Source organism: Mycobacterium sp. IDUB_9 (genome assembly GCF_055419505.1).
In genome coordinates, this window is record NZ_JBVAXU010000001.1 from 1667529 (window position 1) to 1693472 (window position 25944).

Here is a 25944-nt window from a genome sequence, read left to right on the forward strand (position 1 = left end):
GTATCCGCTCGTTACTCGTCGTAGGTGACTTCGACTGAATCCGACACCGGCGTGGCCTGGCAACCCAGGATCAGGCCCTCGTCCAGATCGGACGGTTCGAGCACGTCGTTGATCTTCATCTCGACGTCCCCGGACTTCTTGAGCACCGCGCAGGCGCCACAATGGCCTTCGCGGCAGGAGAACGGTGCGTCCAGGCCCTTGTCCAGCAGGACGTCGAGCAGCGTGGCCGACCGTGGCCAGCGGATCTCTTGGGTGGTGCCGTCCAGGGTGACGATCGCGGTGGCCGGGCCCTGGTCGCTGTCGTCGTCTTCCTCGATCACCACAGCGGCGAACGGGTCGGAATCCAGTGACTTGAACACCTCGATGTGGATGCGCTCGTCGGAGGTGCCGGCCTGCTGCAGCGCCTGCTCGGCTGCCGCCATGAACGGTCCCGGCCCACAGATGAAGGCCTCGCGCGCGGCATAGGGGGCGACGATCCCGGCGAGTGCGGTCGGGCTGGGCAGACCCTGCACGGTTTCCAGCCAGTGCACGACGGTGAACCGGTCGGGGTACTTGGCTGCCAGTTCACGGAGGGTCGCCCCGAAGATGACCGAGTTCTCGTCGCGGTTGGCATAGACGAGGACGACGTTGCCGGTGCCCTCGGCGAGCGCGGACTTGCAGATCGCCATCATCGGGGTGATGCCGCTGCCGGCCGCCAGCAGCAGGAAGTCGGTGTCGAGGTCGCGCGGCACGAAGGTGCCCGACGGGGCCAGCACGTGCATCTTCATCCCGGCATGTACGTTGTCGCACAGCCAGTTCGAGGCGTAGCCGTCGACGGTCCGCTTCACCGTGACGGTCAGCTGATCGTCTGTGACCGGCGAGCTGGAGAGTGAATAGCAACGGGCCACTGAGCCGGTGCGATCGCTCGGCACCCGCAGGGTCAGGAACTGGCCCGGGGAGTAGCGCAGGCGCTCGGCGGGGATCTGGGATCCCTCGGGCACGGCAAACACCAGGGAGCGTGCGTCCGCCGTCTCCTCGATGACCGCACTCACCTGCAGTTCGAGCACATGGCTGCCCAATGGCTCATCAGTCACGACTGGACCCTCTCATCCTTCATAACTAGAACATGTTACAAAAACGTACTTGCCCAGGTCCAGCCCTGCATTACAAGGCCCTACTCGACACAAATCGTAACGTGTTCTAATCTCTGTCTAGGCGGTCAGCTCGCGCTCATCGCAGTCCGATTCTTGGGAGGCATTTCCGTGACATCCATTGAACAGCGTGACGTGCAGGCGGTTCTGGCCGGCATCGACGAACTGCTGCCGACGCTGCGTGAGCGCGCTCAGGAGACCGAGGATCTGCGCAAACTGCCCGACGCGAACGTCAAGGCACTGGAGGACATCGGTTTCTTCAAGCTCCTGCAGCCCGAGCAGTGGGGTGGTCTGCAATGCGACCCGACGGTTTTCTACGAGGCGGTCCGGCGGCTCGCCAGCGCTTGCGGTTCCACCGGCTGGGTGGCCGGCATCATCGGTGTGCACAACTGGCACCTGGCCCTGTTCGATCAGCAGGCCCAGGAGGATGTCTGGGGTGAGGACACCGCGGTGCGGATCTCCTCCTCCTATGCCCCGATGGGTGCCGGTGTGGTGACCGAGGCTGCTGACGGCTACATCGTCAACGGCGCCTGGAACTGGTCCTCGGGTTGCGATCACGCCAGCTGGGCGTTCCTGGGTGGCCCGGTCATCAAGGACGGCCGGCCGGTCGATTTCGGCAGCTTCCTGATCCCGCGCACCGACTACCAGATCGACGACGTCTGGAACGTCGTCGGCCTGCGTGGCACCGGCAGCAACACCGTCGTGGTCAAGGACGTGTTCGTGCCCAAGCACCGCTTCCTGTCCTACAAGGCGATGAACGACGGCACGGCCGGTGGGTACCAGACCAACACGGCTCCGGTGTACAAGATGCCTTGGGGCACAATCCACCCCACCACCATCTCGGCCCCCATCGTCGGTATGGCCTACGGCGCCTACGACGCGCACGTCGAGCATCAGGGCAAGCGTGTCCGCGCCGCCTTCGCCGGTGAGAAGGCCAAGGACGATCCGTTCGCCAAGATCCGGATCGCCGAGGCCGCGAGCGACATCGACGCCGCCTGGCGTCAGCTGTCCGGCAACGTCGCCGACGAGTACGCACTGCTGAAGGCCGGCGAGGAGATCCCGTTCGAGCTGCGTGCCCGCGCCCGTCGCGATCAGGTGCGTGCCACCGGCCGCGCCATCGCCTCGATCGACCGGCTGTTCGAGGCCTCGGGTGCCACCGCGCTGTCCAACGATGCTCCGGTGCAGCGCTTCTGGCGTGACGCCCATGCCGGCCGGGTGCACGCGGCCAACGATCCCGAGCGCGCCTACCTCATCTTCGGCAACAACGAGTTCGGCCTGCCCCCGGCCGACACGATGGTCTGATACATGACTGCTACGCAAGAGATTACGTTCGAATCCACCTCGCGGTACGCGCAGGTCCGCGATGACATGCGGCTGCACTACCACGAGGCCGGTGACCCGAATGCGCAGACCATCGTGCTGTTGCACGGCGGTGGGCCCGGCGCATCGAGCTGGTCGAACTTCGGCCGCAACATCGCGGTGCTCGCCGAGCACTACCACGTGATCGCGGTCGACCAGCCCGGCTACGGACACTCCGACAAGCACACCGAGCACGAGCAGTACAACCGCTACAGCGCCAAGGCACTGCTCGGTCTGTTCGACCACCTCGGCCTGCAGGGCCGGATCCCGCTGCTGGGCAACTCGCTCGGCGGCGGCACCGCGGTCCGCTTCGCGTTGGACTACCCGGACCGCGCGGGCAAGCTGATCCTGATGGGCCCGGGCGGCCTGTCGGTCAACCTGTTCGCGCCGGACCCGACCGAGGGCGTCAAGGCGCTCGCCAAGTTCAACTTCGAACCGACGCGTGAGAACCTCGAAGCCTTCATCCGGATCATGGTGTTCGACCAGAAGCTGGTCACCCCTGAACTGGTCGACGAGCGGTTCGCGATCGCCAGCACGCCGGAGTCGCTGGCCGCCACCCGAGCGATGGGTAAGTCGTTCGCCGGTGCCGACTTCGAGCTCGGCATGATGTGGCGCGAGGTGTACAAGCTGCGTCAGCCCGTGCTGCTGATCTGGGGCCGCGAGGACCGGGTCAATCCGCTCGACGGTGCATTGGTCGCGCTGAAGCAGATTCCGCGGGTTCAGCTCCATGTCTTCGGGCAGTGTGGACACTGGGCTCAGGTCGAGAAGTTCGACGAGTTCAACAAACTCACCATCGATTTCCTTGGGGGTTAGCAGATGAGCATCAAGGCACTCGGCTACATGCGCATCGAGGCCACCGACGTGGCGGCGTGGCGCCAGTTCGGCGTGAAGGTTCTCGGCATGGTGGAGGGCGAGGGTTCCATCCCGGACGCGCTCTACCTGCGGATGGATGACTTCGCGGCTCGTCTGGTGATCGTGCCCGGCGACCAGGACCGGCTGTTGATCTCCGGCTGGGAAGTTGCCGACGCTCCTGCCCTGCAGAGCTTGCGCGAGAGCCTGTCCAAGGCGGGCGTCGATTTCGTCGAAGGCACAAGGGACGAGGTCCGTGAGCGCCGGGTCGAGGGTCTCATCCGGTTCTCCGATCCCGCCGGCAACGTGCTCGAGGCGTTCTACGGTGCGCAGTATCTGGGTCGCCGGTTCGTCAGCCCCTACGGCCACAAGTTCGTCACCGCCGAGCAGGGCCTCGGGCACGTGGTTTTGACGTGCAACGACGACGCCGCGGCCCAGGCGTTCTATCAGGACGTGCTGGGCTTCAAGCTGCGCGATTCGATGCAGCTGCCCCCGCAGCTCGCGGGTCGCCCGGCCGACGGCGATCCGGTCTGGCTGCGCTTCTACGGCTGCAACCCGCGCCACCACGCGCTGGCGTTCATGCCGATGCCCAACCCGACCGGCATCGTCCATCTGATGGTCGAGGTGGAGAACTCCGACGACGTCGGCCTGTGCCTGGACCGTGCCAACCGCCGGAACGTGAAGATGTCGGCGACACTCGGCCGGCACATCAACGACAAGATGCTGTCCTTCTACATGAAGACCCCGGGTGGGTTCGACATGGAATTCGGTTGTGAGGGACTGGAAGTCGAGGATGAGAGCTGGATCGCCCGCGAAAGCGTGGGGATCAGCCTCTGGGGCCACGACTTCTCCGTCGGATTCAAGTGACACAGGCTTTTTCATGACACAGGCTCAGCCGCTCGACCCGCGCACCTTCCGAAATGTGCTCGGCCAGTTCTGTACTGGCGTCACGGTGATCACCACCGTTCACGACGACGTGCCGGTCGGCTTTGCCTGCCAGTCGTTCGCCGCGCTGTCGCTCGACCCGCCGCTGGTTCTGTTCTGCCCCACCAAGCAGTCCCGCGCCTGGCAGGCCATCGAGGCCAGCGGGAAGTTCTGTGTGAACATGCTGCACGAGAAACAGCAGCACGTGTCCGCGCAATTCGGCTCCAAGGCTCCGGACAAGTTCGCCGGGATCGACTGGACGCCCTCGGAACTCGGCTCCCCGGTGATCGACGGGACCCTCGCCCACATCGACTGCAACGTGCACTCCGTGCACGACGGTGGAGACCACTTCGTGGTGTTCGGTTCGGTGCATTCGCTGTCCGAAGTGCCCAAACTCAAGCCTCGGCCGCTGCTGTTCTACCGCGGCGAGTACACCGGGATCGAACCGGACAAGAACACTCCGGCGCAGTGGCGTGATGACCTGGAAGCGTTCCTCACCACCACCACGTCCGATACCTGGCTCTAACTTTTCTTCGTTGACACAGGCTGGGCCCTCTCCTCACGGAGGGGGCCCAGTTCGTGTTTCAGCACATATTTACGTGCCAGAAAGTCAGGGTAGGCATACCTATTGATATTTAGGGAAACCTAAGCTAATTTTTGGTCGTTCCTCAGTCAATTATCAGTTTCAGGAGATTTCGTGCCCCTACCTGCCCTCTCCTCCGGCGACACCCCAGTGGTGAGTCGGAAGGATCGGTTCCTTCTCGCCGGCGTCGCAATGGTGAGTGCCAGCGCTATCGCGGTCACCCCGGTGGCCCAGAACAGCACGGTCATTCAGCAGGCGCAAAGCTTCGCCTATGACCTGACGGCGGCGACGATGGACGCAACCGCCTCGCCGATCGACGTCTACGGGACCCTGGTCAGCAACACATTCGGCAACCTCCAGTCTCTGGGTGCCGCACTCGCGGCGAACCCGGCGCCGTTGCTGAACCAGGTGCTGGAGAACCAGCTGGGTTACGCCGGGAAGTTCGGCGCCGCGTTCGAGGCGATCCCCACCAACCTGCAGAACTGGTACAACGGCCCCAACGGGCAGGAGCGGTTGGCACAGGCCCAGGCCGCACTCGAGGCCGGCGATATCGGTGAGGCGTACCGGTGGTTCAACCACTCCATGCTGTACGCGTTCCAGGGCGCCTTCGGTTCGCTGATCGCTCCCGGATTCATCCTCTCGGGCATTCCGCGTGGCGGGACCGAGTACCTGACCGGGATCCCGGAGCAGATCGCGCAGAACTTCACGAATCTGATCGGCGCGACCTTCACCTCGAGCGTGGTCGTGAGCGCCTTGTTCCAGGGCGCCTTTGCCTCGGTCAGCGGCCCGGCGTTCGAGCTCGCCCGCGTTGCTGAGGCGATCAGCACCAGCGTGGCCGCCGGAGACGCGCAGGGCGCCTTCAATGCCGTCGTCAACACGCCGGGGATCCTGGTCAACGCGGCGCTCAACGGATTCAAGTACGCCGATCCCGACCCTGAGTCGGGAACCGGGGGCTACACCGAGTGGCCGGCCCTGCTCACCTGGGCCGAGCCCGGCGAGCAGGGAGGTGCCCGGGTGGTCGCGGGTCTTCTCCAGAATCTGCTGGTGAACCTGCCGAAGAGCTTCGCCGATGCCATCGACAACACCCCGGAGGTCCCCGCCCCGTCGGCGGTGCCGACGAGTGTGGCGGCGCAGCTGGTTTCCGCGGTTACACCCAAGGCGGCGCTGACTGAGTCGGTCGTCGAGTCTGCGAAGGAAGCGACTCTGGCCGTCGAGGCTCCGAAGGCCGAGACCCCGGCAGTGGAGTCTCCCAAGGTCGCCGTCGAGACCCCGAAGGTCGCAACCCCCGTCGTCGAGGCCGTGAAGGTTGAGACCCCGGTCGCCAGTGCTGTTCCGGCAGCCACGGAAGAGGCCGCCGACAAGTCTGTCGCCACGCCTGCTGCCGACAAGACGGCCGACGCCGATGCCGATGCGAAGACCACGGGCAAGGCCAAGATCACGGACCGGATCAAGGCCAAGGTCCACGAGGCCAAGGAAGCCCGCCAGGCCAAGGCGAAGGAAGCCAAGGAGGCGAAGGCCAAGTCGAAGGAAACCAAGGCCAAGGCCAAGGCGACCAAGGCCGGCGATGCCGGCAAGTCCGGCGACTCCAAGGGGAGCTCGGGCTCTGACTCGTAACAAGTAGCACGATGCGTAGCTGGGCCCCACCCGCCAGGGTGGGGCCCAGTTTCGTTTGCGCCTCGACACGACCGACTATCAGCTTGACCAACTGATCAAAGATGCCATTGACAACCAGGCCCGCGAATGTAACGGTTTGATCGAACGATCAAATCATCGAAAGGATGGCCATGGCAGGCAGAGTCGAGGGCAAGGTAGCCCTCGTTACCGGAGCGGCACGCGGGCAGGGGCGCAGCCATGCGCTGCGATTGGCGCAGGAGGGCGCCGACATCATCGCCGTCGACGTCTGCAGCCCGATCACAGACACCAGTGCGATCCCGGCGTCGACCCCGGACGATCTGGCCGAGACGGCTGATCTGGTCAAGGGGCTGAACCGCCGGATCGTCACGGCCGAACTCGACGTGCGGGATTTCGATGCACTCAAGGCGGCGGTAGACAGCGGTGTCGAGCAGCTTGGCCGCCTCGACATCGTGGCGGCCAACGCCGGTATCGGCAACGGTGGCGATGTGCTGCACGAGACCAAGGAATCCGACTGGGACGACATGATCGGCGTCAACCTGTCGGGTGTTTGGAAGACGGTGAAAGCCGCGGTCCCCCATGTGATTTCCGGCGGCCGGGGCGGATCGATCATCCTCACCAGCTCGGTCGGCGGGCTCAAGGCCTACCCCCACACCGGTCACTACATCGCGGCCAAGCACGGGGTGATCGGCCTGATGCGTAGCTTTGCCGTCGAGTTGGGTCAGCATTCGATCCGGGTGAACGCGGTGTGCCCGACGAACGTGAACACCCCGATGTTCATGAACGAGGGCACTATGAAGCTGTTCCGTCCCGACCTGGAGAACCCGGGCCCCGACGACATGGCCGTCGTCGCACAGCTCATGCACGTGCTTCCGGTCGGGTGGGTGGAACCGGTCGATATCAGTAACGCGGTGCTGTTCCTGGCTTCCGACGAGGCTCGCTACATCACCGGTCTGCCGGTCACCGTGGACGCCGGGAGCATGCTCAAGTAGCAGCCCGGCCGGTGCCGAAGCGGCGGAGGAATCGTTCGACGAAGGCGCGGAACTCGGCGTGGCCCTCGGTCACGCCGACCGCCTCTTCGTTGCACAGGCTGCGGGCGGACTGGGTGAGCAGCATCGACATCACCACCGGCGGAAACTCCTCCATGTCCACGCCGTGGGCGCGCAGCACTCCGGCCATGGCCGTGGCTTCGATGTCGCGGACCCGTTCGGAGTAGGCCTTGAGTTCGGCACCAATTGCCTTGCGGTGATTGGCCAGCGCCATGAACTCCGTGTTCAGCCCCGTCACCCGCGAGTCGGAGTTGATCAACCACAGCGCCCGGAGCGGATCGTCGGTGGTGATGGCCTCGCGCAGTCGCGCCAGGGCGGCGTCGGCGCCGCTGCGCAGCACCGAGATGAACAGGTCGTCGAGGGTGTCGAAGTAGTAGTAGACCAGCGCCGAGCGCACGCCGGCCACGGCCGCGATGCGCCGGGTGGTGGCCGCCGCGTAGCCCTCGTCGCGAATCACCTGGGCGGTCGCCTCGATCAGGCGCTTGCGGGTGCCCGCGTCCTTGTCCTTGACCGCGCGTGCCCCGGCCATCAGCCCAGCCTCCGAAAAACATTGCCGGACAAAGGATGTTTCTGGCCGTCCAAGAACCTTGACCGCCAAAGGCCGGGGGTGGTAAGCATGAGCCATCCTAACGGTTTGATCGATTGATCAAATTCAGAACTGAGGAAACAGATGCCCGATGACGTGAGCGCGGTCCAGGTCCGGGTCGACGCCGGCCTGTGCGAGGGCCATGCGCTGTGCATCCAACTTGCCCCCGAGGTGTTCGACCTGTCCGACGACGAGGTGGCCAGTGCTGCCCGGCCGGAAGGGCAGTGGAGTCAAGGCACCTGGGACAACGTCAAATCCGCCGTCGACGCCTGCCCGCGTCAGGCGATCAGCCTGCTCAACACCAGCATGAAAGGCCAGTGAGCCATGACCGATCTCGCCGCAGTCGACTATTTCGCCGATCCGGCCGTCACTCAGGATCCGTACGACTACTACGAGTACCTACGCAGCAACGGGCCGGTGTTCGCCGAACCGCATCACGGTGTGGTGGCGGTGACCGGTTACCAGGAAGTGATGGCGGCTTTCAAGGACCATGGGTCGTTCTCGGCGGTGAACGCGATCGGTGGCCTGTTTCCGCCGCTGCCGTTCGAGCCCGAGGGCGACGACATCAGTGAGCAGATCGAGGCGCACCGCCACCTGTTCCCGATCCACGAGCACATGGTGGTGATGGACCCGCCGCAGCACGAGCGGGCCCGCTCACTGCTGAGCAGGTTGCTCACGCCGCGGCGCCTCAAGGAAAACGAGGACTACATGTGGCAACTGGTCGATCACCAGATCGACCAGTTCATCGGCAACGGCAAATGCGAGTTCCTGTCCGAATACGCCAAACCCTTTGCGACCTCGGCGATCATCGACCTGCTGGGCGTTCCGGAGCAAGACCGGCCCGAGTTCCTCGCCGAGTTGGGCGCGGGGCCTCCGGAGGGCAACCATGTCGGAGCCCTGGACGGGTCGGCCGTGGGCCGCGATCCGCTGGGGTATCTGGACGACAAATTCGCCGGGTACCTCGCCGAGCGTAGACGCGAGCCGCGCGGAGATGTGCTGTCCGGCATGGCCACCGCCACCTATCCCGACGGCTCGACCCCGGAGCTGCTCGAGGTGGTCAAGCCGGCGACCTTCCTGTTCGCGGCCGGGCAGGAAACCGTCACCAAGCTGCTCACTGCCGCCGTGCAGACGCTGGGTGACTATCCCGAGTACCAGCAGAAGCTGCGCGAGAATCCGGACGGCATACCGACTTTCATCGAGGAAGCCCTGCGCATGCACGCGCCGACGAAGGTCGACTTCAGGCTGGTCCGCAAGACCACCACACTCGGGGGAGTGCACCTGAAGGCCGGCACCATCGTGATGTTGTGCCTGGGTGCGGCCAACCGCGATCCCCGTAAGTTCGAGGATCCACAGGTGTTCCACCCGGATCGCAAGAACGTCCGCGAGCACATCGCCTTCGGCCGCGGCATCCACACGTGCGCCGGGGCGCCGTTGGCGCGGGTCGAAGGGCAGATCACCGTCCGTCGTCTGCTGGACCGCATGCGCGACATCACCATCGATGCATCCGTACACGGCCCGGCCGGGCAACGGAACTACAACTACGAGCCGACGTTCCTGTTGCGGGGACTCACCGAACTGAACATCGAGTTCACCCCAGCCTAGGACTCACCGGAGTACCCGTACTCGGCCATGATTGCCTGCAGTTGGGCATCTCCCACGCGGGCAATGAATCTCAGCACTGCCGGTCCGTTGCCGTCCTCGACCGCGGGGTCGGCCCCGGCCGCCATCAGAGCAGTCACGATGGCGGCACGTTTCCCGGTCGTGTTCCGGACCGCCTGATACAGCGGCGTGTGGTTGTCTTCGGCAACGGCATTCACGTCGGCGCCGGCGTCTAGCAGGATGGTCACGATGTCGACGCTGTCGCTCTGGGCGGCGAAGTGCAACGGTGTCATCCCGACGTTGTCGACGGCGTTGACGTCGGCGCCCAACGCGAGCAGTCGCGTCGTGTTCTCGATCCGAAACTGGTTGCCGATCCGGAAATTCTCGGCCGCAAGCTGAGGGTCCTTCAAAGCGGCGGTGTAGTTCAGGCCGACCGGATCGCTCGTCACGGCGTAGTGCAGTGCCGTCCGGCCCGCACGATCGGTACCGACCGGATCATCGCGCGGCACCACTCGGCGGTCGTTCCGGCGGCCAGGAGTGAACCTGAACTTCACCGGCAAACCGTATCAACGCACGGCGATACGGATGTTCTTCACTTGCTGGAACTCGTTGAGCCCTTCGATGCCTCCGGTCCTGCCGGACCCGCTCTGCTTGTAGCCGCCGTAGGGGCCCTGCGGAGAGATCTGGCTGAACTGGTTGATCCACACCGACCCGGATTCCAGCCGGCGGGCCACGCGATGCGCGCGGTTGAGGTCGGTCGTCTGGACGAATGCGTTCAGACCGTACGGGGTGTCATTGGCGATCCGTATAGCCTCGTCCTCGTCGCGGAACCTCATCACGGAGACCACGGGCCCGAACGTCTCCAGCTGCGCAAGATCCGATGAGTTGTCCACGCCCCCGAACACCGTCGGCTCGACGTAGTAGCCATCGGAGAGATCGCCACCGATCCGCTTGCCGCCCAGCAGCAATTCACCCGCACTACTCGATACCGCGGTGTCGACGGCGGCCAGGATCCGGTCGGCGGCGGCCTGGCTGATCACCGGCCCGAATGTGGTCGAGGGATCCATCGGATCGCCGATCCGGGCCGCACCGACCACCCGGAGAAACCGCTCCACGAATTCGTCGTACACCGCGTCGTGCACCAGTATCCGGCTGGCGCACGCGCAGCTCTGTCCCGCTTGCATCAGTGGGCCCTGATGCGCCGACAGCGAGGCGGCCAGGTCCAGGTCGGCATCGGCGAAGATGAGGTTGGCCGATTTGCCGCCCAGCTCGGTCACCACCGGAGTCAGATTCGTTGCGGCGGCCTGTAATACCTTGCGCGCGGTCGCGCCTCCGCCGGTGAAGGCGATTTTGCCGATACCGGGATGACGTACCAGGGCGTCGCCGCCCTCGGCGTCGGCCGGGACGACGGTCACCAGCCCCTCCGGTAGTCCCGCCTCGAGACACAGCTCGCCGAAGCGTAGCGCCGCGAACGGTGCGAGCTCGGACGGCTTCAGAACCACGGCGTTGCCGGCGGCCAGTGCCGGGGCGACACACGATGCCGTGACGACCAGAGAGCCGTTCCACGGCGTGATGACGCCGACGACCCCGTACGGCTCGCGTTCGACGAGATTGATGTCGAATGACCCGTCGACCGGCGTGGTCACCCCGTGCGGCTTGTCGGCGTAACCCGCGAAGTGTCGGAGGAACCGTTCGAGAAGCGTTGCGGTGCCGGCGAACGAGACCGGCACCGCGTAGTCGGCCACGTTGAGCTTCGCAAGTTCGTCGAGGTGCTCGTGCACCACGTCGGCCAGGTCGATCAGCATGTCCCGACGCCGGTCGACGGTCAGTGAGACCCACTCGCGCTGCGCCTTGGCCGCCGTCTGTACCGCCTGGTCGATCTCGGCCGCGCCGGCCAGATCCACGGTCCCGTTCGGTTGGCCGGTGGCGGGGTAGATGTGCTCGAACTTCATGCTTCGGCTTCCCACCCCTCGAGCGCTCGTTGCTTCTGCTCGCCGATCACCTGGTTCAGGTGCGAGGCCTTGGGCCACCCGTAGTAGGCCGCGAAATGCAGTGCCAGCTCGTCCATTTCCTCGAAGGACACGTCGCGACTCTTCAATGCGGCGTAGACGTGGCTGATGATCGGAATGGGTGCGTCCTGAAACGCCACACATGCCACGGTCACCAGGCGGCGTTCCTTCATGCCGAGCCCGGGACGCAGCCACATCTCCCCGAAGACGAAGTTGAGGATGCCGGCACCTGAAAACGGATTGTCCCGAGTCGGCGTGTATGGCATGCAGTTGACGTCCCGGAAGGACTGCTCGCCGCACAGCAACCGGTCCTCCGGATCACTCGGCGTCGTCAACGGCAGCAACGGCTCGGGCGCAGGCGGGGTCAGGCCACGTTCGCGGTGGATTCTGGCCCACTCCTCGTCGACCACGCCGTTGAACCGTGATGCCTTGGGCCAGCCGGCGTAAACGGCGAAATGCAGGACGGTTTCCCGCATTTCGACGATAGAGACGTCGCCGCTGTTGAGTGCGGCATAGACGTGGTCGCGCAACGGCTCTTCCGCATCGGCATCCGCGACACACGCCAGCGTGACGAATCGCCGGTCCCGACGGCTCAATGCGGTGCGCGGCCAGACCTCGGCGAACACGAAGTCCACGAGGTTGGTGGTCGCCGGGGAATCATCCTCGGGTGCGGCGAACGTCATCACCTCGGCGAACTCGCGGCGTCCGCGCTCGGTCCGGGTATCGGATGCGGTCATCGGATCGTCGCCCCGGCGTCGACCTTGAATTCCAGCCCGGTGACGTGTCGGGCCTCGTCGGAGATCAGGAACAGCACCGCGTTGCTGATATCCAGCGCGTCGGTCATCTGGATCGGCAGCGCGTTCTGGAAGATCGCCCCGAGGTCCTGTCGGGTCTCGTGGATCAGGGTGTGCAGGGTATCCGGCCGCAAGCCCGTGGCGACTCCGGTGGGATGCACTGTGTTGACCCGGACATTCACCGCGGCAAGCTCATTGGCCAAGGCGCGACTGAGGCCGACCACACCGTGCTTCGATGCCGTATACGGGGTATGTAGCGGTGAGCCCTTGATCCCGGCCACCGAACTGACGTTGATCAGGCTGCCGCCGCGTTCCACCAGGTGCGGCAGTGCGGCCGAGCAGGTGTTCCAGGTGCCGATCAGGTTCACGTCCACGACGGTGCGCCATTGCTCGGCGGTGGTGGTGTCCCAGGTGCCCGCGGTCAGCACCCCGGCGTTGGCGATCGAGGCATCCAGACCGCCCAGCTTCTCGACGCCGTCGGCGACCGCGGCGCTCAAAGCCTCGCCGTCACGCACGTCGACCACGTAGGGCAGTGCCTGACGGCCGAGTTCCCGGACGAGACGCGCGGTTTCGTCCAGATCATCGCGGGTCGCCAGTGGGTACTCCACCTGGGGTAGCGACTCACAGATGTCGACGAGGATCACGTCGGCACCTTCCTCGGCCAGGCGTACCGCGTGACTTCGGCCCATGCCGCGTGCGGCGCCGGTGATCAGCACGCGCTTGCCGGCTACTCGCCCGCTCATAGCTTGTTGGTGAAGCCGGCGTCGACGGGAAGAGTGACCCCGGTGACGTACTTGGCGGCGTCGGACACCAGGTAGCTGATGGTCGCGCTGATGTCCTCCGGTTCCAGCAGCGAGACCGGCATCGGATTCTGCAGATGCGGGCCACCGTCGGGGTAGTTCTCCAGGAACGCCGTCATCGCCGGGTTGACCGCCATCATGGTGTTGACCGCGGTGGGGTGCACCGTGTTGACCCGGATGCTGTGTGGGGCAAGGGCATTGGACAGCGTGCGCATCAGCCCGACAATGCCGTGCTTGGATGCCGCATAGCCCAGCCCGCCGCCCTGCATGCCGCCGAAGCCGCGCAGTCCGGCGGTGGAACTGGTGAAGACGATCGATCCGCCCCGTCCACCTTCGATCAAATGGGGGATGGCGGCCTTGGCGGTGTGGAACGAGCCGACCAGGTTGACGCTGACCGCATCGGTCCACATCTCGAGGTCTTCTTCGATGGTCACTTCACGAAACGCTGTGGGGGCAACGCCGGCATTGGCGAGCACGATGTCCAACCGCCCGAACTGCTCGACACCCGCGTCGAGTGCGGCCTTGAGTGCGTGGAAGTCGCGGACATCGGCGACCGTGGCGACCATCTTTCCGCCCGCGGCCTCTACCAGGGCGACCGTCTCGTCGAGTTCGGCGCGGCTGGCCATCGGGTAGGGGTTGGAAGCGATCTCGGCGCAGATGTCCACACCGATGATCGCGGCGCCTTCCTTGGCGAGCGTCACCGCGTGACTCCGGCCCTGACCCCGGGCCACCCCGGTGATGAAGGCGACTTTTCCGTCCAGATTTCCCATTGATCCTCACTCCGCCGAATGGCTGTAACCGTGTTACAGCGGTACGGTAACCTGGTTACTCTCCAACGGCAAGGGTGTTCTCAACAGTGGTGGAAGAACGGGATCGGATCCTCGACATCGTGGTGGAACTCCTCGAGACCGAGGGCTACGACGCGGTGCAATTGCGGGAGGTGGCACGCAGGGCCAAGACCTCACTGGCCACGATCTACAAGCGCTATTCCACCCGCGACGAGTTGATCCTCACCGCCCTTGATTCGTGGATGGCCGAGAACCGGTATTCGGGACTCGCCATGACCGGGCATGCGCTGGAACGTGGCGAGTCGTTGTACGACGGGCTGATGCGAATGTTCCGCACCATCTTCGAACCGTGGGAAAAACACCCCGACATGCTTCGGGCATACTCGCGCGCCAGGGCCGCACCCGGCGGCGACCGTCTGGTGCGCCGCGGTCTCGACACCGTCGTGCCCACGGGTCTGTCCATCCTGTCCGGGGTCGACGAGGAATTCGTGCACGATGTCGACACCATCGTGACCAGCCTGGTGTTCGGCCTGGTCGGCCGATTCACCGCGGGCGAGATCGACATCACCGAGATCCTGCCCAGCCTCGACCGGACGATCTACTGGCTCACCGCAGGGTACGAGGCCGGCCGTTAGCCGATCTGCGCGTCGATGAACTCCACGATGTCCGCTGCTACCTCACGGTGCACGGACTCGTTGAGAATGTCATGGCGGCCGCCGTCAAACTCCTTGAACTGCAACGGTTCTATCTGCTCGGCGTAGGCTTTCACGGGCCCGGCCGGGGCGATGACATCGGCCGAACCGTGCACGGCCAACGTAGGCACCGCGAGCTTGGGCAGTTCCGCACCGAACCGGTCCCAGGCTCGGTCCAACTCGCGGGTGAGCGCGGCTCCGTCGGCGTCGACGAAGGCCAGCGGGTCGTTCTCCAGGCTGTCGAGGTAGAACGGATCGGACGAGAGCCAGTTCGGATCCAGGTCCAATGAGGTGTCCCGGTCCAGCATTTCGGGGTGCGGCACCAGCGGGGCGCCGGAAATGACCCCAGCGCGGTACCGGTCCGGTTGGCCGAGCAAGCGGAACAGGGTCACCACCGAACCGAACGAATGCCCCTGTGCCACCAGCGGTATGCCGGGTGTCTCGTGCTCGGCGACGGCGGTGAGCGCCTCGGCCAGGGACGAACTGTCCTCGATCGAGCCGAAGTCGCCTCGGGCGCCCGGAGTCAGGCCATGGCCGAACTGGTCGACTGCCCACAGGTCGAGGCCGGCGGCGTTGAGGGCGAATCCGTAGCGGTGATAGACCCCGGTGTGCTCACCGAATCCGTGCAGAAAGATCACGGCTGCGCGGGGTTGCGGGGCGGCCCAGTGCCGGTAGTAGGCCCGCCCGCGGTCGTGCTCGATGAATGGCATGTCCACTACTGCACCAAGGTCGGCCCGCAGCCGCAAGGATTTGGCTCAGCGAGCACATCAGTCGAACGGTGGCCGCCAGCGCAGTCCGGGAAACCGCGCGAACGCGCGATCGGTAGTGATCCAAGTGGCGCCGTTCTCGATGGCCAGCGCAGCGTGGAAGGCGTCGGGAACGGCATTCGCCTTCGCGCCGGTATCGGCGCAGAGCGAGTCGAAGATGGCCCAGTGCCGCGGCCCCGGCCGTAGCGGCACCGCCGAGGGTGCCGACCGGATCGCCCGGCACGCATCGAATGCCTGAGCCGTTGAACTCGGTTCGCGGAAGACCCGGTGGTTGGTCAACAGCCGAATCACGCCGGAGAGCACCAGATCGCTGATGCCGACGGGCTCGTCCGCCCTGAGGGCGTCCGAAAGCCATGCGACGTATCGCTCATGTTGGACGCTGTCCTGGCGGATGGCGTAGATCAAAATATTGACGTCAGGGAGAAGCATTGTCGCCCAACAGATCGGCGAGCGCATCCTGGTCGTCGAGGTCGACTCCGGGGCGCAGGCCACCGCTGCCGTGGGTCGGCAATCGAAACTGTGTGGTGCCGCTTTCGGCGCCGATGCGACTCAGCATCTCGCGCAGTGCATCCTCTACTACCGAGCCGAGTGAGCGGGACGTGCGCGCCGCGACAATTTTGGCCTCGGCCAGCAGATCATCGGCAATGTTGACCGTCGTCCGCATGCCATCATCATAACATCAACCATATGCATCATGATGCGTACGGAGGCGTCCTCCGCTTCAGGCGCTGGCCGAGCGCGTGTGCGGCCAGCAGCAACGCCTCACCGAGCGCGGCCTGGCGTCGGGCATCGAAACGCATCTCCACTCCGGTGAGGCTCAGCGCCCACATCGGCTGACCGAGCTCGTTGAACACCGCTGCCCCGATACCCCAGCTGCCCTCGACGATCAGCCCCGGGTTGACCGAGTACCCGCTGGCCCTGGTCTGTTCGATGCGGCGTCGAAGCTGGGCCGGTGAGTGCGCCGCACCCCAATCCGCGGTCAGGTCAACACGATCGAGATACGCCGTGATCTCCGAATCCGGAAGATGCGCGAGCATGACGATCCCGGCCGACGCGACACCGAGGGGGAACCGCTTGCCCGGATACAGCACATGTGAGCGGAGCGGGAAGCTGCCTTCTTCGGCGGACACGCATACCGATTCATCGCCCCGGCGGGCTGACAGGAATGCGCTTTCCCCGGTATCGCGCGTCAGCGTGCGGAGAATGTCGGTGGCCAGCGGCGCGGCGTCATAGCGGGTGGCGGCCACCGAACCCAGCAGGTAGACCTCCGGACCCAGGAACCACAAGCCGGAGTCGGATGCGCGGTCGACGAGGCCTTCGCCGGCCAGCGCGGTGAGCATGCGGTGCGCGGTCGCCCGGGGCATGTCCGTCGTGCGGGCGAGCTCGGTTGTGGTGAGCCCCTCCGACCGGGCGTCGGCGAGGGCACGCAGGATCGCTGCGGCCCGCGTGATCACGGGAGGCCCAGGTGCACCGTCGGTCACAGCCACCCACTCTAGCGTCCACTCAGTGGACGCCGGTGGCGCGTGGTGTCATCTGAGCGGACACAACCCGGCCGGTGCACTGATGGGTCTTGCGTTACCCAGTCCGATGGTGATGTTCTCGCATAGGCAAGTGATCCACTGAACGAACGCGGGAGCATGGAGTATGGCCAGTAAGCAGGTCGCTGACGTCCACGAGGCGGTCGCCGACATCGGTGATGGCGCATCGGTGGCAGTCGGAGGATTCGGGCTTTGCGGGATTCCGGACAGCCTGATCCAGGCCGTGGCCGATTCCGGGGTTCGGGATCTTTCGGTGTTCTCCAACAACTGCGGTGTCGACGGCGTGGGTCTCGGCGTTCTACTCGGCCTGGGGCGTATCCGCCGTGTGACCGCCTCCTACGTGGGGGAGAACAAGGAATTCGCGCGTCAGTACCTCGCTGGTGAACTCGAAGTCGAACTGACTCCCCAGGGCACGCTCGCTGAGCGGTTGCGCGCCGGCGGGGCCGGTATTCCGGCGTTCTACACGCCGGCCGGGGTGGGCACTCTCGTCGCCGACGGCGGGCTGCCGTGGCGCTACGCGGCGGACGGTTCGGTCGCAGTCGCCTCGCCGCCCAAGGAGACCCGCGAGTTCGACGGCAAACGCTACGTGATGGAGACCGGCATCCACGCCGATTTCGCCCTCGTGCACGCCGCGGTCGGTGACACTCACGGCAACCTGCTTTTCGACAAGACTGCGATGAACTTCAACCCGCTCGTCGCCATGGCCGGCCGGATCACCATCGCCCAGGTCGAAAAGCTGGTCGAGCCAGGAGAACTGGACCCTGAGCAGGTCCATCTGCCGGGTGTGTTCGTACAGCGCATCGTCGAGACGGGGCCGCAGGAACAACGTATCGAGAAGCGCACCGTGCGCGAGGAGACAGAGGTGTCCGCATGACGGATTCGGTGATCACCAAAGGCTGGACCCGCGCGCAGATGGCCGCCCGCGCCGCCCGCGAACTGTCCGACGGGCAGTACGTGAACCTCGGAATCGGCCTGCCCACACTGATTCCCGGCTATCTGGACCGCGCCGTCCACGTCACGTTGCACTCGGAGAACGGGATTCTGGGCACCGGCCCGTACCCGAGCCCCGATCAGATCGACGCCAACCTCATCAACGCGGGCAAGGAAACGGTCACTGTGCTCCCCGGCGCGGCGTTCTTCGATTCGGCGTTGTCCTTCGGGATGATCCGCGGCGGCCACATCGATGTCGCGGTGCTTGGCGGTATGCAGGTGTCGCGCTTCGGGGACCTGGCGAACTGGATGGTCCCGGGCAAGATGGTCAAAGGCATGGGCGGAGCGATGGACCTGGTCCACGGGGCCGGCCGGGTGATCGTCCTGATGGAACATGTCGACAAATCGGGGGAGCCGAAGATCGTCGAAAGCTGCACCTTGCCGCTGACCGGAGAACGCGTCGTCCACCGGATCATCACTGATCTGGCAGTCATCGACATCTCCGGCGACGGAACGTTGACGCTTGTCGAGTCTGCTCCGGGTCTCACCTTCGACGAGGTTCAAGCCGCCACCGGCGCGCCACTGATTCACGGTTAGCGCAGCGCGGGCCTGGCTCGGCCTGCATACTCACACACCATGTGTGCCGCCGACCACAAGGGACCCGACGCCCTCGCCGAGATCTCGACAACCACCGGCCTGAAACGTGTCGTCACCGCGTCGATGGCCGGCACGGTCGTCGAGTGGTACGAGTTCTTCCTGTACGGCACGGCCGCGACGTTGGTTTTCAGCAAGGTGTTCTTCGCGCAGTCCGGTAGTGACCTGGACGCCATCCTGGCGGCGTTCGTCACGTACGCGGTCGGGTTCGTGGCACGTCCGTTGGGCGGCATCGTGTTCGGCCATTTCGGCGACAAGTACGGCCGGAAGAAGCTGCTGCAGTTCTCGCTTCTTCTGGTCGGCGCCGCGACGTTCTTGATGGGCTGTCTGCCGACGTACGGGCAGATCGGATATTGGGCGCCGGCCCTGCTGGTGGTGTTGCGGTTCCTCCAGGGATTCGCGGTCGGCGGTGAATGGGGCGGCGCGGTGCTGTTGGTGGCCGAGCACAGTCCCGACCGCAGCCGTGGTTTCTGGGCGAGTTGGCCGCAGGCGGGGGTTCCGGTCGGCAACATTCTGGCCACCGTCGTGCTGCTGGTGTTGACCAGCACGCTCTCGGATCCGGAGTTCCTGTCCTGGGGTTGGCGGGTCGCATTCTGGCTGTCGGCGGTGGTGGTGCTGATCGGCTACTACATTCGCACCAAGGTGACGGACGCGCCGATCTTCGTTGCGGCACAACAGGAAGCCGAAAAGCTCAAGGCGTCGTCGTTCAGCGCCGTGGAGGTGCTGCGGCGCTATCCGCGCGGTGTGCTGACCGCGATGGGGCTGCGCTTCGCCGAGAACATCATGTACTACTTGGTGGTCACGTTCTCGATCACGTACCTGAAGGTGCAAGCGCACGCCGATACCGGTGCGATCCTGCGCTGGTTGTTGGTCGCGCACGCGGTGCACCTCGTGGCCATCCCGCTGGTCGGCAAATTATCGGACCGGATCGGCCGGCGCCCGGTATATCTGATCGGTACCGTTGCCACCGGCACCTGGGGGTTCTTCGCCTTCCCGATGATGGACAGCAAGCACAACATGGTGATCATGTCGGCCGTCGTCATCGGCCTGCTGTTCCACGCCTTCATGTACGCCCCACAGCCGGCGATGATGTCCGAGATGTTCCCGACCAGAATGCGCTATTCCGGTGTTTCCCTTGGCTATCAGGTCACGGCGATCGTCGCTGGATCGTTGGCTCCGATCATCGCGGTAAAGCTCCTGGAGGAGTTCGGGTCGTCGGTGCCGATAGCGATCTACCTGGCCGGCGCCTCGGTGATCACGCTGGTCGCTCTGTACTTCGCCAGGGAGACCAAGGGCATCGACCTGGCCGATGTGGACCGTGCCGACGTGATAGCCGTCGATTCTGCGCTCAGGGCGTGACAGAGTCGAGTCAGCTCAGCCAGGAGCCGATGCGGCGCAACGCTTCTTCGATATCGCTGGTGGGGCCTGCGAAGGACAGTCGCACGTAGGAGCCGCCTCGCACGGTGTCGAAGTCGATACCGGGTGCGATGGCTACGCCGGTGTCGGCCAACAGCTTTGAGCACCAGGCCAGGGAGTCGTCGGTGTAATCGCTGACGTCGGCGTACACGTAGAAGGCGCCGTCGGTCGGGGCCAGCCGATCGATACCGATGCTGCGCAACCCGTCGAGCAGCAGCCTGCGGTTGTCGGCGTAATGGGAGAGCAGGCCTTCAGCTTCGGCCAGTGACTCCGGTGTGAACGCGGCCACCGCAGCATGCTGGGCCAGCGCGGGCGGGCAGATGGTGAAGTTGCCGGTGAGCCGGTCCACTGCGCGTTGCAGTTCTCCTGGCACCAGCAACCAGCCCAACCGCCAGCCGGTCATCGCGAAGTACTTCGAGAAGCTGTTGACCACCACGGCATTCCGCGAGGTCTCCCAGGCGCAGCTGGTCTCCGGCGCGCCGGGGTAGACCAGGCCGTGATAGACCTCGTCGCTGATCAACCGCACGCCCGTCTGGTCACACCAGCGTGCGATCGCGGCCAGTTCCTCGGGGGGGATGACGGTGCCGGTCGGGTTCGCCGGGCTGGCGACGATCACGCCGGCCACCGGAGGATTGAGCGCCTCGAGCATCTCAACCGTCGGCTGGAATCGGGTTTCGGGGCCGCACGGGATCTCGATGACCTCGCAGCCGAGCGCGGTGAGGATGTTGCGGTAACAGGGATAGCCCGGGCTGGCGATCGCGACCCGGTCGCCGACGTCGAAGCACGCCAGGAAGGTCAGCAGGAATCCGCCGGAGGAGCCGGTGGTGAGCACCACTTCGTCGACGCTCACCTCGACGTCGTATCTGCGGTACGACGCGGCGATCTCGGCGCGCAGCTCCGGGATGCCGAGCGCGACGGTGTAACCGAGGGCGCCCCGGTTCAGCGCGGCGACTGCGGCGTCACGCACTGCCGTCGGCGCCCCGGCGCTGGGCTGCCCGGCCGAGAGGTTGACCAGGTCGCCGTGCGAGCGCTGGCGTTCGGCCGCAGCCAGCCACACGTCCATGACGTGAAACGGCGGAATACCGGCTCGCAGTGCGACGTGGTCGGTCATCGAACTGAGGTTAGCAACGTCGCTCCAACCGCCGAAACCGCATTCCGGCAGCAAAAGTGTGAGTAAGGAGCTGCTGGAATGCGGTTTCGGCGAGAGCGGGACAGGTTAGAACACTTCGGCTTCGAGCCGGCGCAGATGCTGACGCGGCGGACCCAGCAATTGGGCGCTGCCATGTGCCCGCTTGAAGTACAGCTGGATGTCGCTCTCCCAGGTGATCGCGATCCCGCCGTGCAGCTGGATGGCCTCGGCGGTCACGGCGGACAGCGCCTCGCTGGCGAAGTAGCGGGCCAGCGAGGCCGACGTGGAGGATGGATCGGCGATGGCGTCGTTGACGACAGCGCGCGCGGACGACACCTTGACGTAGAGGTCGGCCATCCGGTGCTTGAGCGCCTGGAAGCTTCCGATGGCGCGGCCGAACTGCACCCGGTCCTTGGTGTAGGCGACGGTGAGGTCGAGGCAGCGCGAGGCGGCGCCGATCTGTTCGGCGGCCATCAACAGCGCCGCGGTGTCGGCCAGGCCGGGATCGGCGCCGAGGGGAGCGGTGTCACCGGAGATCACCGCGGACAGCCGGCGGGTGAGATCCATGGTGGATTTCGGGGTGGCGGTGAATGTGGTCCAGCGGGTCAGGTTCTCACCGTCGGCAGCGATGACGACATCGGCCACGTCACCGTTGATCACGTAGTCGGCGTCGAATACCACGGTGCCGATCGAGGTGCCTTCAGCCAACCCTTCGAGTGGTTCGTGGTCGTCGACGGCCAGCAGGGCAAGCTCGGCCAGGGTGGTGCCCAGCAGCGGGGTGGGCACCAGGGCCTTGCCGAGTTCTTCGAGAACCACTGCGGCGTCGGCAAGTTCGCCGCCGGCGCCGCCGAGTTCCTCGGGCACCACCAGGGCGGCGGCGCCGACCTGCTCGCATAACAGGCTCCACAGCTTCTCGTCGTAGCCGCGCTCGGATTCCATGGCCGCGCGCACCGCCTCGGGGGAGGCGTGCTTGTCGACCAGTGCGGCGACGGTTTCGCGCAGCAGTTGCCGTTCTTCACTCACGAGAGGACCTCCAGCAGTCGACGCCGATGTGCGGTGGGATCGCCCCAGGAGCTGCGCAGGGCCTGCACGCGCAGCAATGACAGGGACAAGTCGTGTTCCTGGGTGAACCCGATGGCGCCGTGGGTCTGCAGCGCCGAACGGGCGGCCAGTAGAGCGGCGTCGGCGGCAGCGACTTTGGCGGCGCTGATGTCGCGAGCGGTGTCGGATGAATTTTCGGCCAGCGACAGTGCTGCGCCGTAGACCAGCGGACGAGCTAGTTCGACGGCGATGAGCACGTCGGCCAGCTTGTGCTTGATGGCCTGATACGAGCCGATGATCCGGCCGAATTGCGCACGCTGCTTGGCGTATTCGACGGACTGGTCCAACATGGCCTGGCCGGCGCCGACCAACTGGGCAGCGGTCGCCAGGACACCGAACTCATAGGCCCTGGCGGTGTCCGCTGACTGGCTGGCACCGGATGCGCTGACATCGAACAGCTTTCGGGCCGGGTCGACAGAATCGTGAGCAGCGCTTGTGGTGGCCTCGCCGACCTGACCGTCGGAGGCCAGCAGCGTCAGCCCGGCGAAATCGGCATTGACGGCGCGCGGCACCTGCGGCGGCATGGCGACCGTGGCGATGAGCTCGCCGGAGGCGAGCGCTCCCGAGCGCTCGTCGTCCGCGAGCAGGATGGGTGCGACGGCGATGGACTCGGTCACCGGACCGGGCACGGACCAGTAACCCAACCGCTCCAGGGCGACGACGAGGTCGACGGGATGGGCTTCGATGCCGTCGTACTTTTCGGGCACCAACAGCGCGGTGACCCCGAGGTCGGTCAGCTGTGCCCAAACCTTGCGGCCCGGCCCGGTGTCACCTTCGCCCCAGGCTCGTACCGCAGCCGGGACATCGGCGGCGCTCAGTGCCGCGTCGATGCTGGCCGCGAAGTCCCGCTGCTGTTCGTCGATCTCGAAATTCACTTCGGCTTCCCTCCCGATTCACGCGGTAGGCCGAGCAATCTCTCCGCGATGATGTTGCGCTGGATCTCGTTGGTGCCGGCGTAGATCGGACCGCCAAGCGCGAACAGCAGGCCTTCGGTCCAGTGGTCAGCGAGCTCGGCGTCAGGACCCTGCATATCCAGAGCAGTCTGGTTCAGAGCGACGTCCAGGTCGGACCAGAACACCTTGGTCACCGACGACTCGGCACCCAGTTCACCGCCGTTGGCCAGCCGGGTCACGGTGCCGAAAGTGTGCAGCCGGTACGCCTGGGCCTTGATCCAGGCATCGGCCACCCGGTCGGTGAACACCGGATCGGGGTTTGACTTCCACTGGGCGACAAGCCGTTCCGCCGGGGCCATGAAGCGGGCCGGGCTACGCAGCGACATGCCGCGTTCGTTGCTCGACGTGCTCATCGCTGCGCGCCAGCCCTCGTGCACGCCGCCGATCACGTCGTTGTCGGGCACGAACACGTCGTCGAGGAAGATCTCGCCGAATCCGGTGTCTCCGCCCAGCTGGGCGATCGGGCGCACGGTGATCCCGGGAGCCTTGAGATCGAACATGAAGTAGGTCAGACCCTTGTGGCGCTGCGCCTCCGGGTCGGAACGGAACAGACCGAACCCGCGCTCACCGAAGGGCGCCCGCGAGCTCCAGATCTTCTGCCCGTTGAGTTTCCAGCCGCCGTCGACCTTGGTGGCCGTCGAGCGCAGCGAGGCCAGGTCGCTGCCAGACTCGGGCTCCGACCAGGCCTGGGCCCAGATCTCCTCGCCGCTAGCCATTTTCGGCAGCACGCGCTGGAGTTGTTCCTCGGTGCCGTGCGCGAACAGCGTCGGCGCCAGCATCGCGGTTCCGTTGGCGCTGGCCCGACCGGGGGCGCCGGCGTGGAAGTACTCCTCCTCGAACACCACCCACTGCAGCAGGGAGGCGTCGCGGCCGCCGTACTCCTTGGGCCAGGCGATCACCGACAGACCGGCGTCGAAAAGCACCTTGTCCCAGCGGCGGTGCTGTTCGAAACCCTCAAGGGTGTCGTACGACTTCGTCGGGAAGTGTTCCCGGTTGGCCGCCAGGAATTCGCGGACCTCGGCCCGAAAGGCCTCGGTCTCGTCGTCGAATGTCAGGTCCATTGCACCCCTTCTCGGGTCCCTCTGCTGCGCAGCACCGGTTTGATCACCTTGCCGCCGGGATTTCGCGGCAGCACATCAAGAAACTCCACTGACCGCGGCACCTTGAAGTTCGCCAGATGCTCGCGGGTATGGGCGATCACGGCGGCCTCGTCGAGTGTGACGCCAGGCTTGACCACCACATAGGCCTTGCCGACCTCGCCGAGTCGCTCGTCGGGGACGCCGATCACCGCCGACTCGGCCACGCCGTCCAACCGGGCCAGCACCTGCTCGATCTCGGCCGGGTACACGTTGAACCCGCCGCAGATGTACATGTCCTTGAGGCGGTCGGTGATGGTCAGGTTGCCGCGCGCGTCGAGGGTTCCGATGTCGCCGGTGTGCAACCAACCGTCGGTGTCGATCGCAGCCGCGGTGGCCTCGGGGTCATCGAGGTAGCCGAGCATGACGTTCGGCCCGCGCAGCAGAACCTCACCCGAATCATCCAGGCGCAGTTCAAAATCGGCGATGGGCCGGCCGCAGGTGGTGGCCACGGTCACGGCGTCGTCGTCGGCGCTGCACATGGTGCCGAATCCGGCCGCCTCGGTCAGTCCATAGGCGGTCAGCACGATGTCGATGTCGAGTTCGGACTGCATCCGCTCGATCAGGACCACCGGGACCACGGCCGCGCCGGTCACCGAGAAGCGCAGCGAGGACAGGTCGTAGTCGGCGCGGTTGGGATGGTCCAGCAGGGTCTGGAAGATGGTCGGCGGGCCGGGTAGCACCGTGATGCGCTGTTCGGCAATGGTTTTGAGAACCTGTTCGGGCTTGAATGTGAGCACCGGGTACAGCGTCGCGCCGGTCTGCAGGCAGGGCAGGATGCCTGCCTTGTAGCCGAAGTTGTGGAAGAACGGGTTGATGGCGAGGTAGCGGTCGTCGCTGGTGAGCTGCCCGCACTCGGCCCAGGCTGCCGATCCGTCGAGCGATTGGCGGTGCGCGCACCGCACACCCTTGCTGCGTCCGGTGGTGCCGGAGGTGAAGAGGATGTCGGAGACGTCGTCGGGTTCTACCGCCGCGGCGCGTGCGTCCACGGCATCCATGTCGGTCCCGCGGGCAAAGAAGGAGTCCCACGACACGACGGATGCTTCATCCCCAGCTTCGATGGGCACCCGCACGATGTGCCGCAGGGCCGGCAGCGCGTCTCGGTCCAATTCGGCCGCGCGGTCCGAGCCCAGAAATTCCCCCGCGGCGATCAGCAGCGGAGCCTCGGTGCGGGCCAGGATGTCGGTGGCCTCGCTCGCGGTGTAGCGGGTGTTCAGCGGCACCATCTGCGCGCCGGCGTAGTGCGTGGCCAGACAGGCGACCACCCAGTGCCAGGTGTTCGGCGACCAGATCGCCACCCGATCGCCGGGCGCGACACCGAGGTCGATCATCGCCGCGGCGGCTTGGCGTACGTGTGCGCGCAGTTCCCGGTATGTCAGCCGCTGATCTAAGGCTGGATTATCGGCGTCGCCGGCGGTACTGACCAGGGCTTCATGGTCCGAATACTGCACGGCAACCCGGTCGAGCACCGCTGGAACGGTGCGGCGATCGCTCGTCATCGATGCTCCCTTAACAAAGCAAGTGCT

At 65.7% G+C, this 25944-nt stretch carries 28 protein-coding genes; 12 read left to right on the forward strand and 16 right to left on the reverse strand.

Annotation, left to right across the window (positions count from 1 at the left end; all coding sequences use genetic code 11):
- Nucleotides 1-11: 11 nt before the first annotated feature.
- Nucleotides 12-1073 (reverse strand): 2Fe-2S iron-sulfur cluster-binding protein, encoded by a 1062-nt coding sequence (locus ACZY08_RS08145; protein ID WP_463744013.1) that lies wholly within the window; start codon nt 1071-1073, stop codon nt 12-14.
- Nucleotides 1074-1241: 168 nt separating this feature from the next.
- On the opposite strand from ACZY08_RS08145, the gene hsaA reads away from it, so the two are divergent.
- From hsaA to ACZY08_RS08175, 6 genes are all read left to right on the forward strand, one after another.
- Nucleotides 1242-2432, forward strand: a complete 1191-nt coding sequence (gene hsaA / locus ACZY08_RS08150) for a 3-hydroxy-9,10-secoandrosta-1,3,5(10)-triene-9,17-dione monooxygenase oxygenase subunit (protein WP_463744014.1) — start codon at nt 1242-1244, stop codon at nt 2430-2432.
- Between the two features lie 3 nt (nt 2433-2435).
- Nucleotides 2436-3302 carry a 4,5:9,10-diseco-3-hydroxy-5,9,17-trioxoandrosta-1(10),2-diene-4-oate hydrolase gene (gene hsaD, locus ACZY08_RS08155; RefSeq protein WP_463744015.1) on the forward strand — a complete coding sequence of 289 codons (867 nt, stop codon included), beginning with the start codon at nt 2436-2438 and terminating at the stop codon, nt 3300-3302.
- A gap of 3 nt (nt 3303-3305) precedes the next feature.
- A complete protein-coding gene (hsaC, locus tag ACZY08_RS08160; protein WP_463744016.1) occupies nt 3306-4205 on the forward strand; it encodes an iron-dependent extradiol dioxygenase HsaC in 900 nt (299 codons plus the stop codon).
- A gap of 13 nt (nt 4206-4218) precedes the next feature.
- A complete protein-coding gene (hsaB, locus tag ACZY08_RS08165; RefSeq protein WP_463744017.1) occupies nt 4219-4788 on the forward strand; it encodes a 3-hydroxy-9,10-secoandrosta-1,3,5(10)-triene-9,17-dione monooxygenase reductase subunit in 570 nt (189 codons plus the stop codon).
- A 171-nt stretch (nt 4789-4959) separates the two neighbouring features.
- A complete protein-coding gene (locus ACZY08_RS08170) occupies nt 4960-6459 on the forward strand; it encodes a hypothetical protein (protein ID WP_463744018.1) in 1500 nt (499 codons plus the stop codon).
- Between the two features lie 170 nt (nt 6460-6629).
- A complete protein-coding gene (locus ACZY08_RS08175; protein ID WP_463744019.1) occupies nt 6630-7469 on the forward strand; it encodes a mycofactocin-coupled SDR family oxidoreductase in 840 nt (279 codons plus the stop codon).
- Here ACZY08_RS08175 and ACZY08_RS08180 read toward each other — a convergent pair.
- A complete protein-coding gene (locus tag ACZY08_RS08180; RefSeq protein ID WP_463744020.1) occupies nt 7462-8055 on the reverse strand; it encodes a TetR/AcrR family transcriptional regulator in 594 nt (197 codons plus the stop codon). The genes ACZY08_RS08175 and ACZY08_RS08180 overlap by 8 nt on opposite strands.
- Before the next feature lie 141 nt (nt 8056-8196).
- Here ACZY08_RS08180 and ACZY08_RS08185 point away from each other — a divergent pair, with 141 nt between their 5' ends.
- Both ACZY08_RS08185 and ACZY08_RS08190 read left to right on the forward strand, forming a co-directional pair.
- Nucleotides 8197-8433 (forward strand): ferredoxin, encoded by a 237-nt coding sequence (locus ACZY08_RS08185; RefSeq protein ID WP_463744021.1) that lies wholly within the window; start codon nt 8197-8199, stop codon nt 8431-8433.
- A 3-nt stretch (nt 8434-8436) separates the two neighbouring features.
- On the forward strand, nt 8437-9714 hold the full coding sequence (locus tag ACZY08_RS08190) for a cytochrome P450 (protein ID WP_463744022.1): 1278 nt from the start codon (nt 8437-8439) through the stop codon (nt 9712-9714).
- Here the strand turns inward: ACZY08_RS08190 and ACZY08_RS08195 are convergent.
- From ACZY08_RS08195 to ACZY08_RS08215, 5 genes are read right to left on the reverse strand one after another with little or no spacing between them, the layout of a single operon-like run.
- A complete protein-coding gene (locus ACZY08_RS08195) occupies nt 9711-10265 on the reverse strand; it encodes an ankyrin repeat domain-containing protein (RefSeq protein WP_463744023.1) in 555 nt (184 codons plus the stop codon). The genes ACZY08_RS08190 and ACZY08_RS08195 overlap by 4 nt on opposite strands.
- 12 nt (nt 10266-10277) lie before the next feature.
- Nucleotides 10278-11663, reverse strand: a complete 1386-nt coding sequence (locus ACZY08_RS08200; RefSeq protein WP_463744024.1) for an aldehyde dehydrogenase family protein — start codon at nt 11661-11663, stop codon at nt 10278-10280.
- Nucleotides 11660-12457 (reverse strand): carboxymuconolactone decarboxylase family protein, encoded by a 798-nt coding sequence (locus tag ACZY08_RS08205; protein WP_463744025.1) that lies wholly within the window; start codon nt 12455-12457, stop codon nt 11660-11662. The genes ACZY08_RS08200 and ACZY08_RS08205 overlap by 4 nt, the downstream gene beginning before the upstream one ends.
- Entirely contained in the window at nt 12454-13257 is an 804-nt protein-coding gene (locus tag ACZY08_RS08210; RefSeq protein ID WP_463744026.1) for a mycofactocin-coupled SDR family oxidoreductase, read from the reverse strand. Before ACZY08_RS08210 ends, ACZY08_RS08205 begins: the two co-directional genes overlap by 4 nt.
- A complete protein-coding gene (locus ACZY08_RS08215; protein WP_463744027.1) occupies nt 13254-14084 on the reverse strand; it encodes a mycofactocin-coupled SDR family oxidoreductase in 831 nt (276 codons plus the stop codon). The genes ACZY08_RS08210 and ACZY08_RS08215 overlap by 4 nt, the downstream gene beginning before the upstream one ends.
- A gap of 86 nt (nt 14085-14170) precedes the next feature.
- Here ACZY08_RS08215 and ACZY08_RS08220 point away from each other — a divergent pair, with 86 nt between their 5' ends.
- Nucleotides 14171-14737 carry a TetR/AcrR family transcriptional regulator gene (locus ACZY08_RS08220; protein WP_463744028.1) on the forward strand — a complete coding sequence of 189 codons (567 nt, stop codon included), beginning with the start codon at nt 14171-14173 and terminating at the stop codon, nt 14735-14737.
- Here the strand turns inward: ACZY08_RS08220 and ACZY08_RS08225 are convergent.
- The 4 genes from ACZY08_RS08225 to ACZY08_RS08240 are packed head-to-tail and all read right to left on the reverse strand — an operon-like array spanning nt 14734 to nt 17042.
- Nucleotides 14734-15504, reverse strand: a complete 771-nt coding sequence (locus tag ACZY08_RS08225) for an alpha/beta fold hydrolase (RefSeq protein WP_463744029.1) — start codon at nt 15502-15504, stop codon at nt 14734-14736. The two genes, ACZY08_RS08220 and ACZY08_RS08225, sit on opposite strands and share 4 nt — an antisense overlap.
- A 57-nt stretch (nt 15505-15561) precedes the next feature.
- Nucleotides 15562-15990 (reverse strand): TA system VapC family ribonuclease toxin, encoded by a 429-nt coding sequence (locus ACZY08_RS08230; protein ID WP_463744030.1) that lies wholly within the window; start codon nt 15988-15990, stop codon nt 15562-15564.
- Complete coding sequence (locus tag ACZY08_RS08235) at nt 15977-16225, reverse strand: ribbon-helix-helix domain-containing protein (RefSeq protein ID WP_463744031.1); 249 nt, start codon at nt 16223-16225, stop codon at nt 15977-15979. The genes ACZY08_RS08230 and ACZY08_RS08235 overlap by 14 nt, the downstream gene beginning before the upstream one ends.
- Nucleotides 16226-16253: 28 nt before the next feature.
- On the reverse strand, nt 16254-17042 hold the full coding sequence (locus ACZY08_RS08240; protein WP_463744032.1) for an IclR family transcriptional regulator: 789 nt from the start codon (nt 17040-17042) through the stop codon (nt 16254-16256).
- 163 nt (nt 17043-17205) lie between these two features.
- Here ACZY08_RS08240 and ACZY08_RS08245 point away from each other — a divergent pair, with 163 nt between their 5' ends.
- Genes ACZY08_RS08245 through ACZY08_RS08255 form a run of 3 tightly spaced genes read left to right on the forward strand, consistent with a single transcriptional unit; the run spans nt 17206 to nt 20042 of the window.
- Complete coding sequence (locus ACZY08_RS08245; RefSeq protein WP_463744033.1) at nt 17206-17973, forward strand: CoA transferase subunit A; 768 nt, start codon at nt 17206-17208, stop codon at nt 17971-17973.
- Entirely contained in the window at nt 17970-18626 is a 657-nt protein-coding gene (locus ACZY08_RS08250) for a 3-oxoacid CoA-transferase subunit B (protein WP_463744034.1), read from the forward strand. The genes ACZY08_RS08245 and ACZY08_RS08250 overlap by 4 nt, the downstream gene beginning before the upstream one ends.
- Before the next feature lie 39 nt (nt 18627-18665).
- Nucleotides 18666-20042 (forward strand): MFS transporter, encoded by a 1377-nt coding sequence (locus ACZY08_RS08255; protein ID WP_463744035.1) that lies wholly within the window; start codon nt 18666-18668, stop codon nt 20040-20042.
- A 10-nt stretch (nt 20043-20052) separates the two neighbouring features.
- Here the strand turns inward: ACZY08_RS08255 and ACZY08_RS08260 are convergent, their stop codons facing one another.
- The 5 genes from ACZY08_RS08260 to fadD3 form a co-directional block, all read right to left on the reverse strand.
- Nucleotides 20053-21210 carry a pyridoxal phosphate-dependent aminotransferase gene (locus tag ACZY08_RS08260; RefSeq protein ID WP_463744036.1) on the reverse strand — a complete coding sequence of 386 codons (1158 nt, stop codon included), beginning with the start codon at nt 21208-21210 and terminating at the stop codon, nt 20053-20055.
- Nucleotides 21211-21315: 105 nt separating this feature from the next.
- On the reverse strand, nt 21316-22251 hold the full coding sequence (gene ipdE2 / locus ACZY08_RS08265; RefSeq protein WP_463744037.1) for an acyl-CoA dehydrogenase IpdE2: 936 nt from the start codon (nt 22249-22251) through the stop codon (nt 21316-21318).
- Entirely contained in the window at nt 22248-23204 is a 957-nt protein-coding gene (locus tag ACZY08_RS08270; RefSeq protein WP_463744038.1) for an acyl-CoA dehydrogenase family protein, read from the reverse strand. The genes ipdE2 and ACZY08_RS08270 overlap by 4 nt, the downstream gene beginning before the upstream one ends.
- Complete coding sequence (locus tag ACZY08_RS08275) at nt 23201-24343, reverse strand: acyl-CoA dehydrogenase family protein (RefSeq protein ID WP_463744039.1); 1143 nt, start codon at nt 24341-24343, stop codon at nt 23201-23203. Before ACZY08_RS08275 ends, ACZY08_RS08270 begins: the two co-directional genes overlap by 4 nt.
- On the reverse strand, nt 24334-25917 hold the full coding sequence (gene fadD3, locus ACZY08_RS08280) for a 3-((3aS,4S,7aS)-7a-methyl-1,5-dioxo-octahydro-1H-inden-4-yl)propanoate--CoA ligase FadD3 (RefSeq protein WP_463744040.1): 1584 nt from the start codon (nt 25915-25917) through the stop codon (nt 24334-24336). The genes ACZY08_RS08275 and fadD3 overlap by 10 nt, the downstream gene beginning before the upstream one ends.
- Between the last annotated feature and the right edge of the window lie 27 nt (nt 25918-25944).

Coding starts and splice junctions, on each gene's coding strand:
- hsaD (WP_463744015.1), top strand. CDS start 2,436: ATGACTGCTACGCAAGAGATTACGTTCGAATCCACCTCGCGGTACGCG.
- hsaC (WP_463744016.1), top strand. CDS start 3,306: ATGAGCATCAAGGCACTCGGCTACATGCGCATCGAGGCCACCGACGTG.
- hsaB (WP_463744017.1), top strand. CDS start 4,219: ATGACACAGGCTCAGCCGCTCGACCCGCGCACCTTCCGAAATGTGCTC.
- ACZY08_RS08175 (WP_463744019.1), top strand. CDS start 6,630: ATGGCAGGCAGAGTCGAGGGCAAGGTAGCCCTCGTTACCGGAGCGGCA.
- ACZY08_RS08180 (WP_463744020.1), bottom strand. CDS start 8,055: ATGGCCGGGGCACGCGCGGTCAAGGACAAGGACGCGGGCACCCGCAAG.
- ACZY08_RS08185 (WP_463744021.1), top strand. CDS start 8,197: ATGCCCGATGACGTGAGCGCGGTCCAGGTCCGGGTCGACGCCGGCCTG.
- ACZY08_RS08190 (WP_463744022.1), top strand. CDS start 8,437: ATGACCGATCTCGCCGCAGTCGACTATTTCGCCGATCCGGCCGTCACT.
- ACZY08_RS08200 (WP_463744024.1), bottom strand. CDS start 11,663: ATGAAGTTCGAGCACATCTACCCCGCCACCGGCCAACCGAACGGGACC.
- ACZY08_RS08205 (WP_463744025.1), bottom strand. CDS start 12,457: ATGACCGCATCCGATACCCGGACCGAGCGCGGACGCCGCGAGTTCGCC.
- ACZY08_RS08210 (WP_463744026.1), bottom strand. CDS start 13,257: ATGAGCGGGCGAGTAGCCGGCAAGCGCGTGCTGATCACCGGCGCCGCA.
- ACZY08_RS08215 (WP_463744027.1), bottom strand. CDS start 14,084: ATGGGAAATCTGGACGGAAAAGTCGCCTTCATCACCGGGGTGGCCCGG.
- ACZY08_RS08225 (WP_463744029.1), bottom strand. CDS start 15,504: ATGCCATTCATCGAGCACGACCGCGGGCGGGCCTACTACCGGCACTGG.
- ACZY08_RS08230 (WP_463744030.1), bottom strand. CDS start 15,990: ATGCTTCTCCCTGACGTCAATATTTTGATCTACGCCATCCGCCAGGAC.
- ACZY08_RS08235 (WP_463744031.1), bottom strand. CDS start 16,225: ATGCGGACGACGGTCAACATTGCCGATGATCTGCTGGCCGAGGCCAAA.
- ACZY08_RS08245 (WP_463744033.1), top strand. CDS start 17,206: ATGGCCAGTAAGCAGGTCGCTGACGTCCACGAGGCGGTCGCCGACATC.
- ACZY08_RS08250 (WP_463744034.1), top strand. CDS start 17,970: ATGACGGATTCGGTGATCACCAAAGGCTGGACCCGCGCGCAGATGGCC.
- ACZY08_RS08255 (WP_463744035.1), top strand. CDS start 18,666: ATGTGTGCCGCCGACCACAAGGGACCCGACGCCCTCGCCGAGATCTCG.
- ACZY08_RS08260 (WP_463744036.1), bottom strand. CDS start 21,210: ATGACCGACCACGTCGCACTGCGAGCCGGTATTCCGCCGTTTCACGTC.
- ACZY08_RS08275 (WP_463744039.1), bottom strand. CDS start 24,343: ATGGACCTGACATTCGACGACGAGACCGAGGCCTTTCGGGCCGAGGTC.
- fadD3 (WP_463744040.1), bottom strand. CDS start 25,917: ATGACGAGCGATCGCCGCACCGTTCCAGCGGTGCTCGACCGGGTTGCC.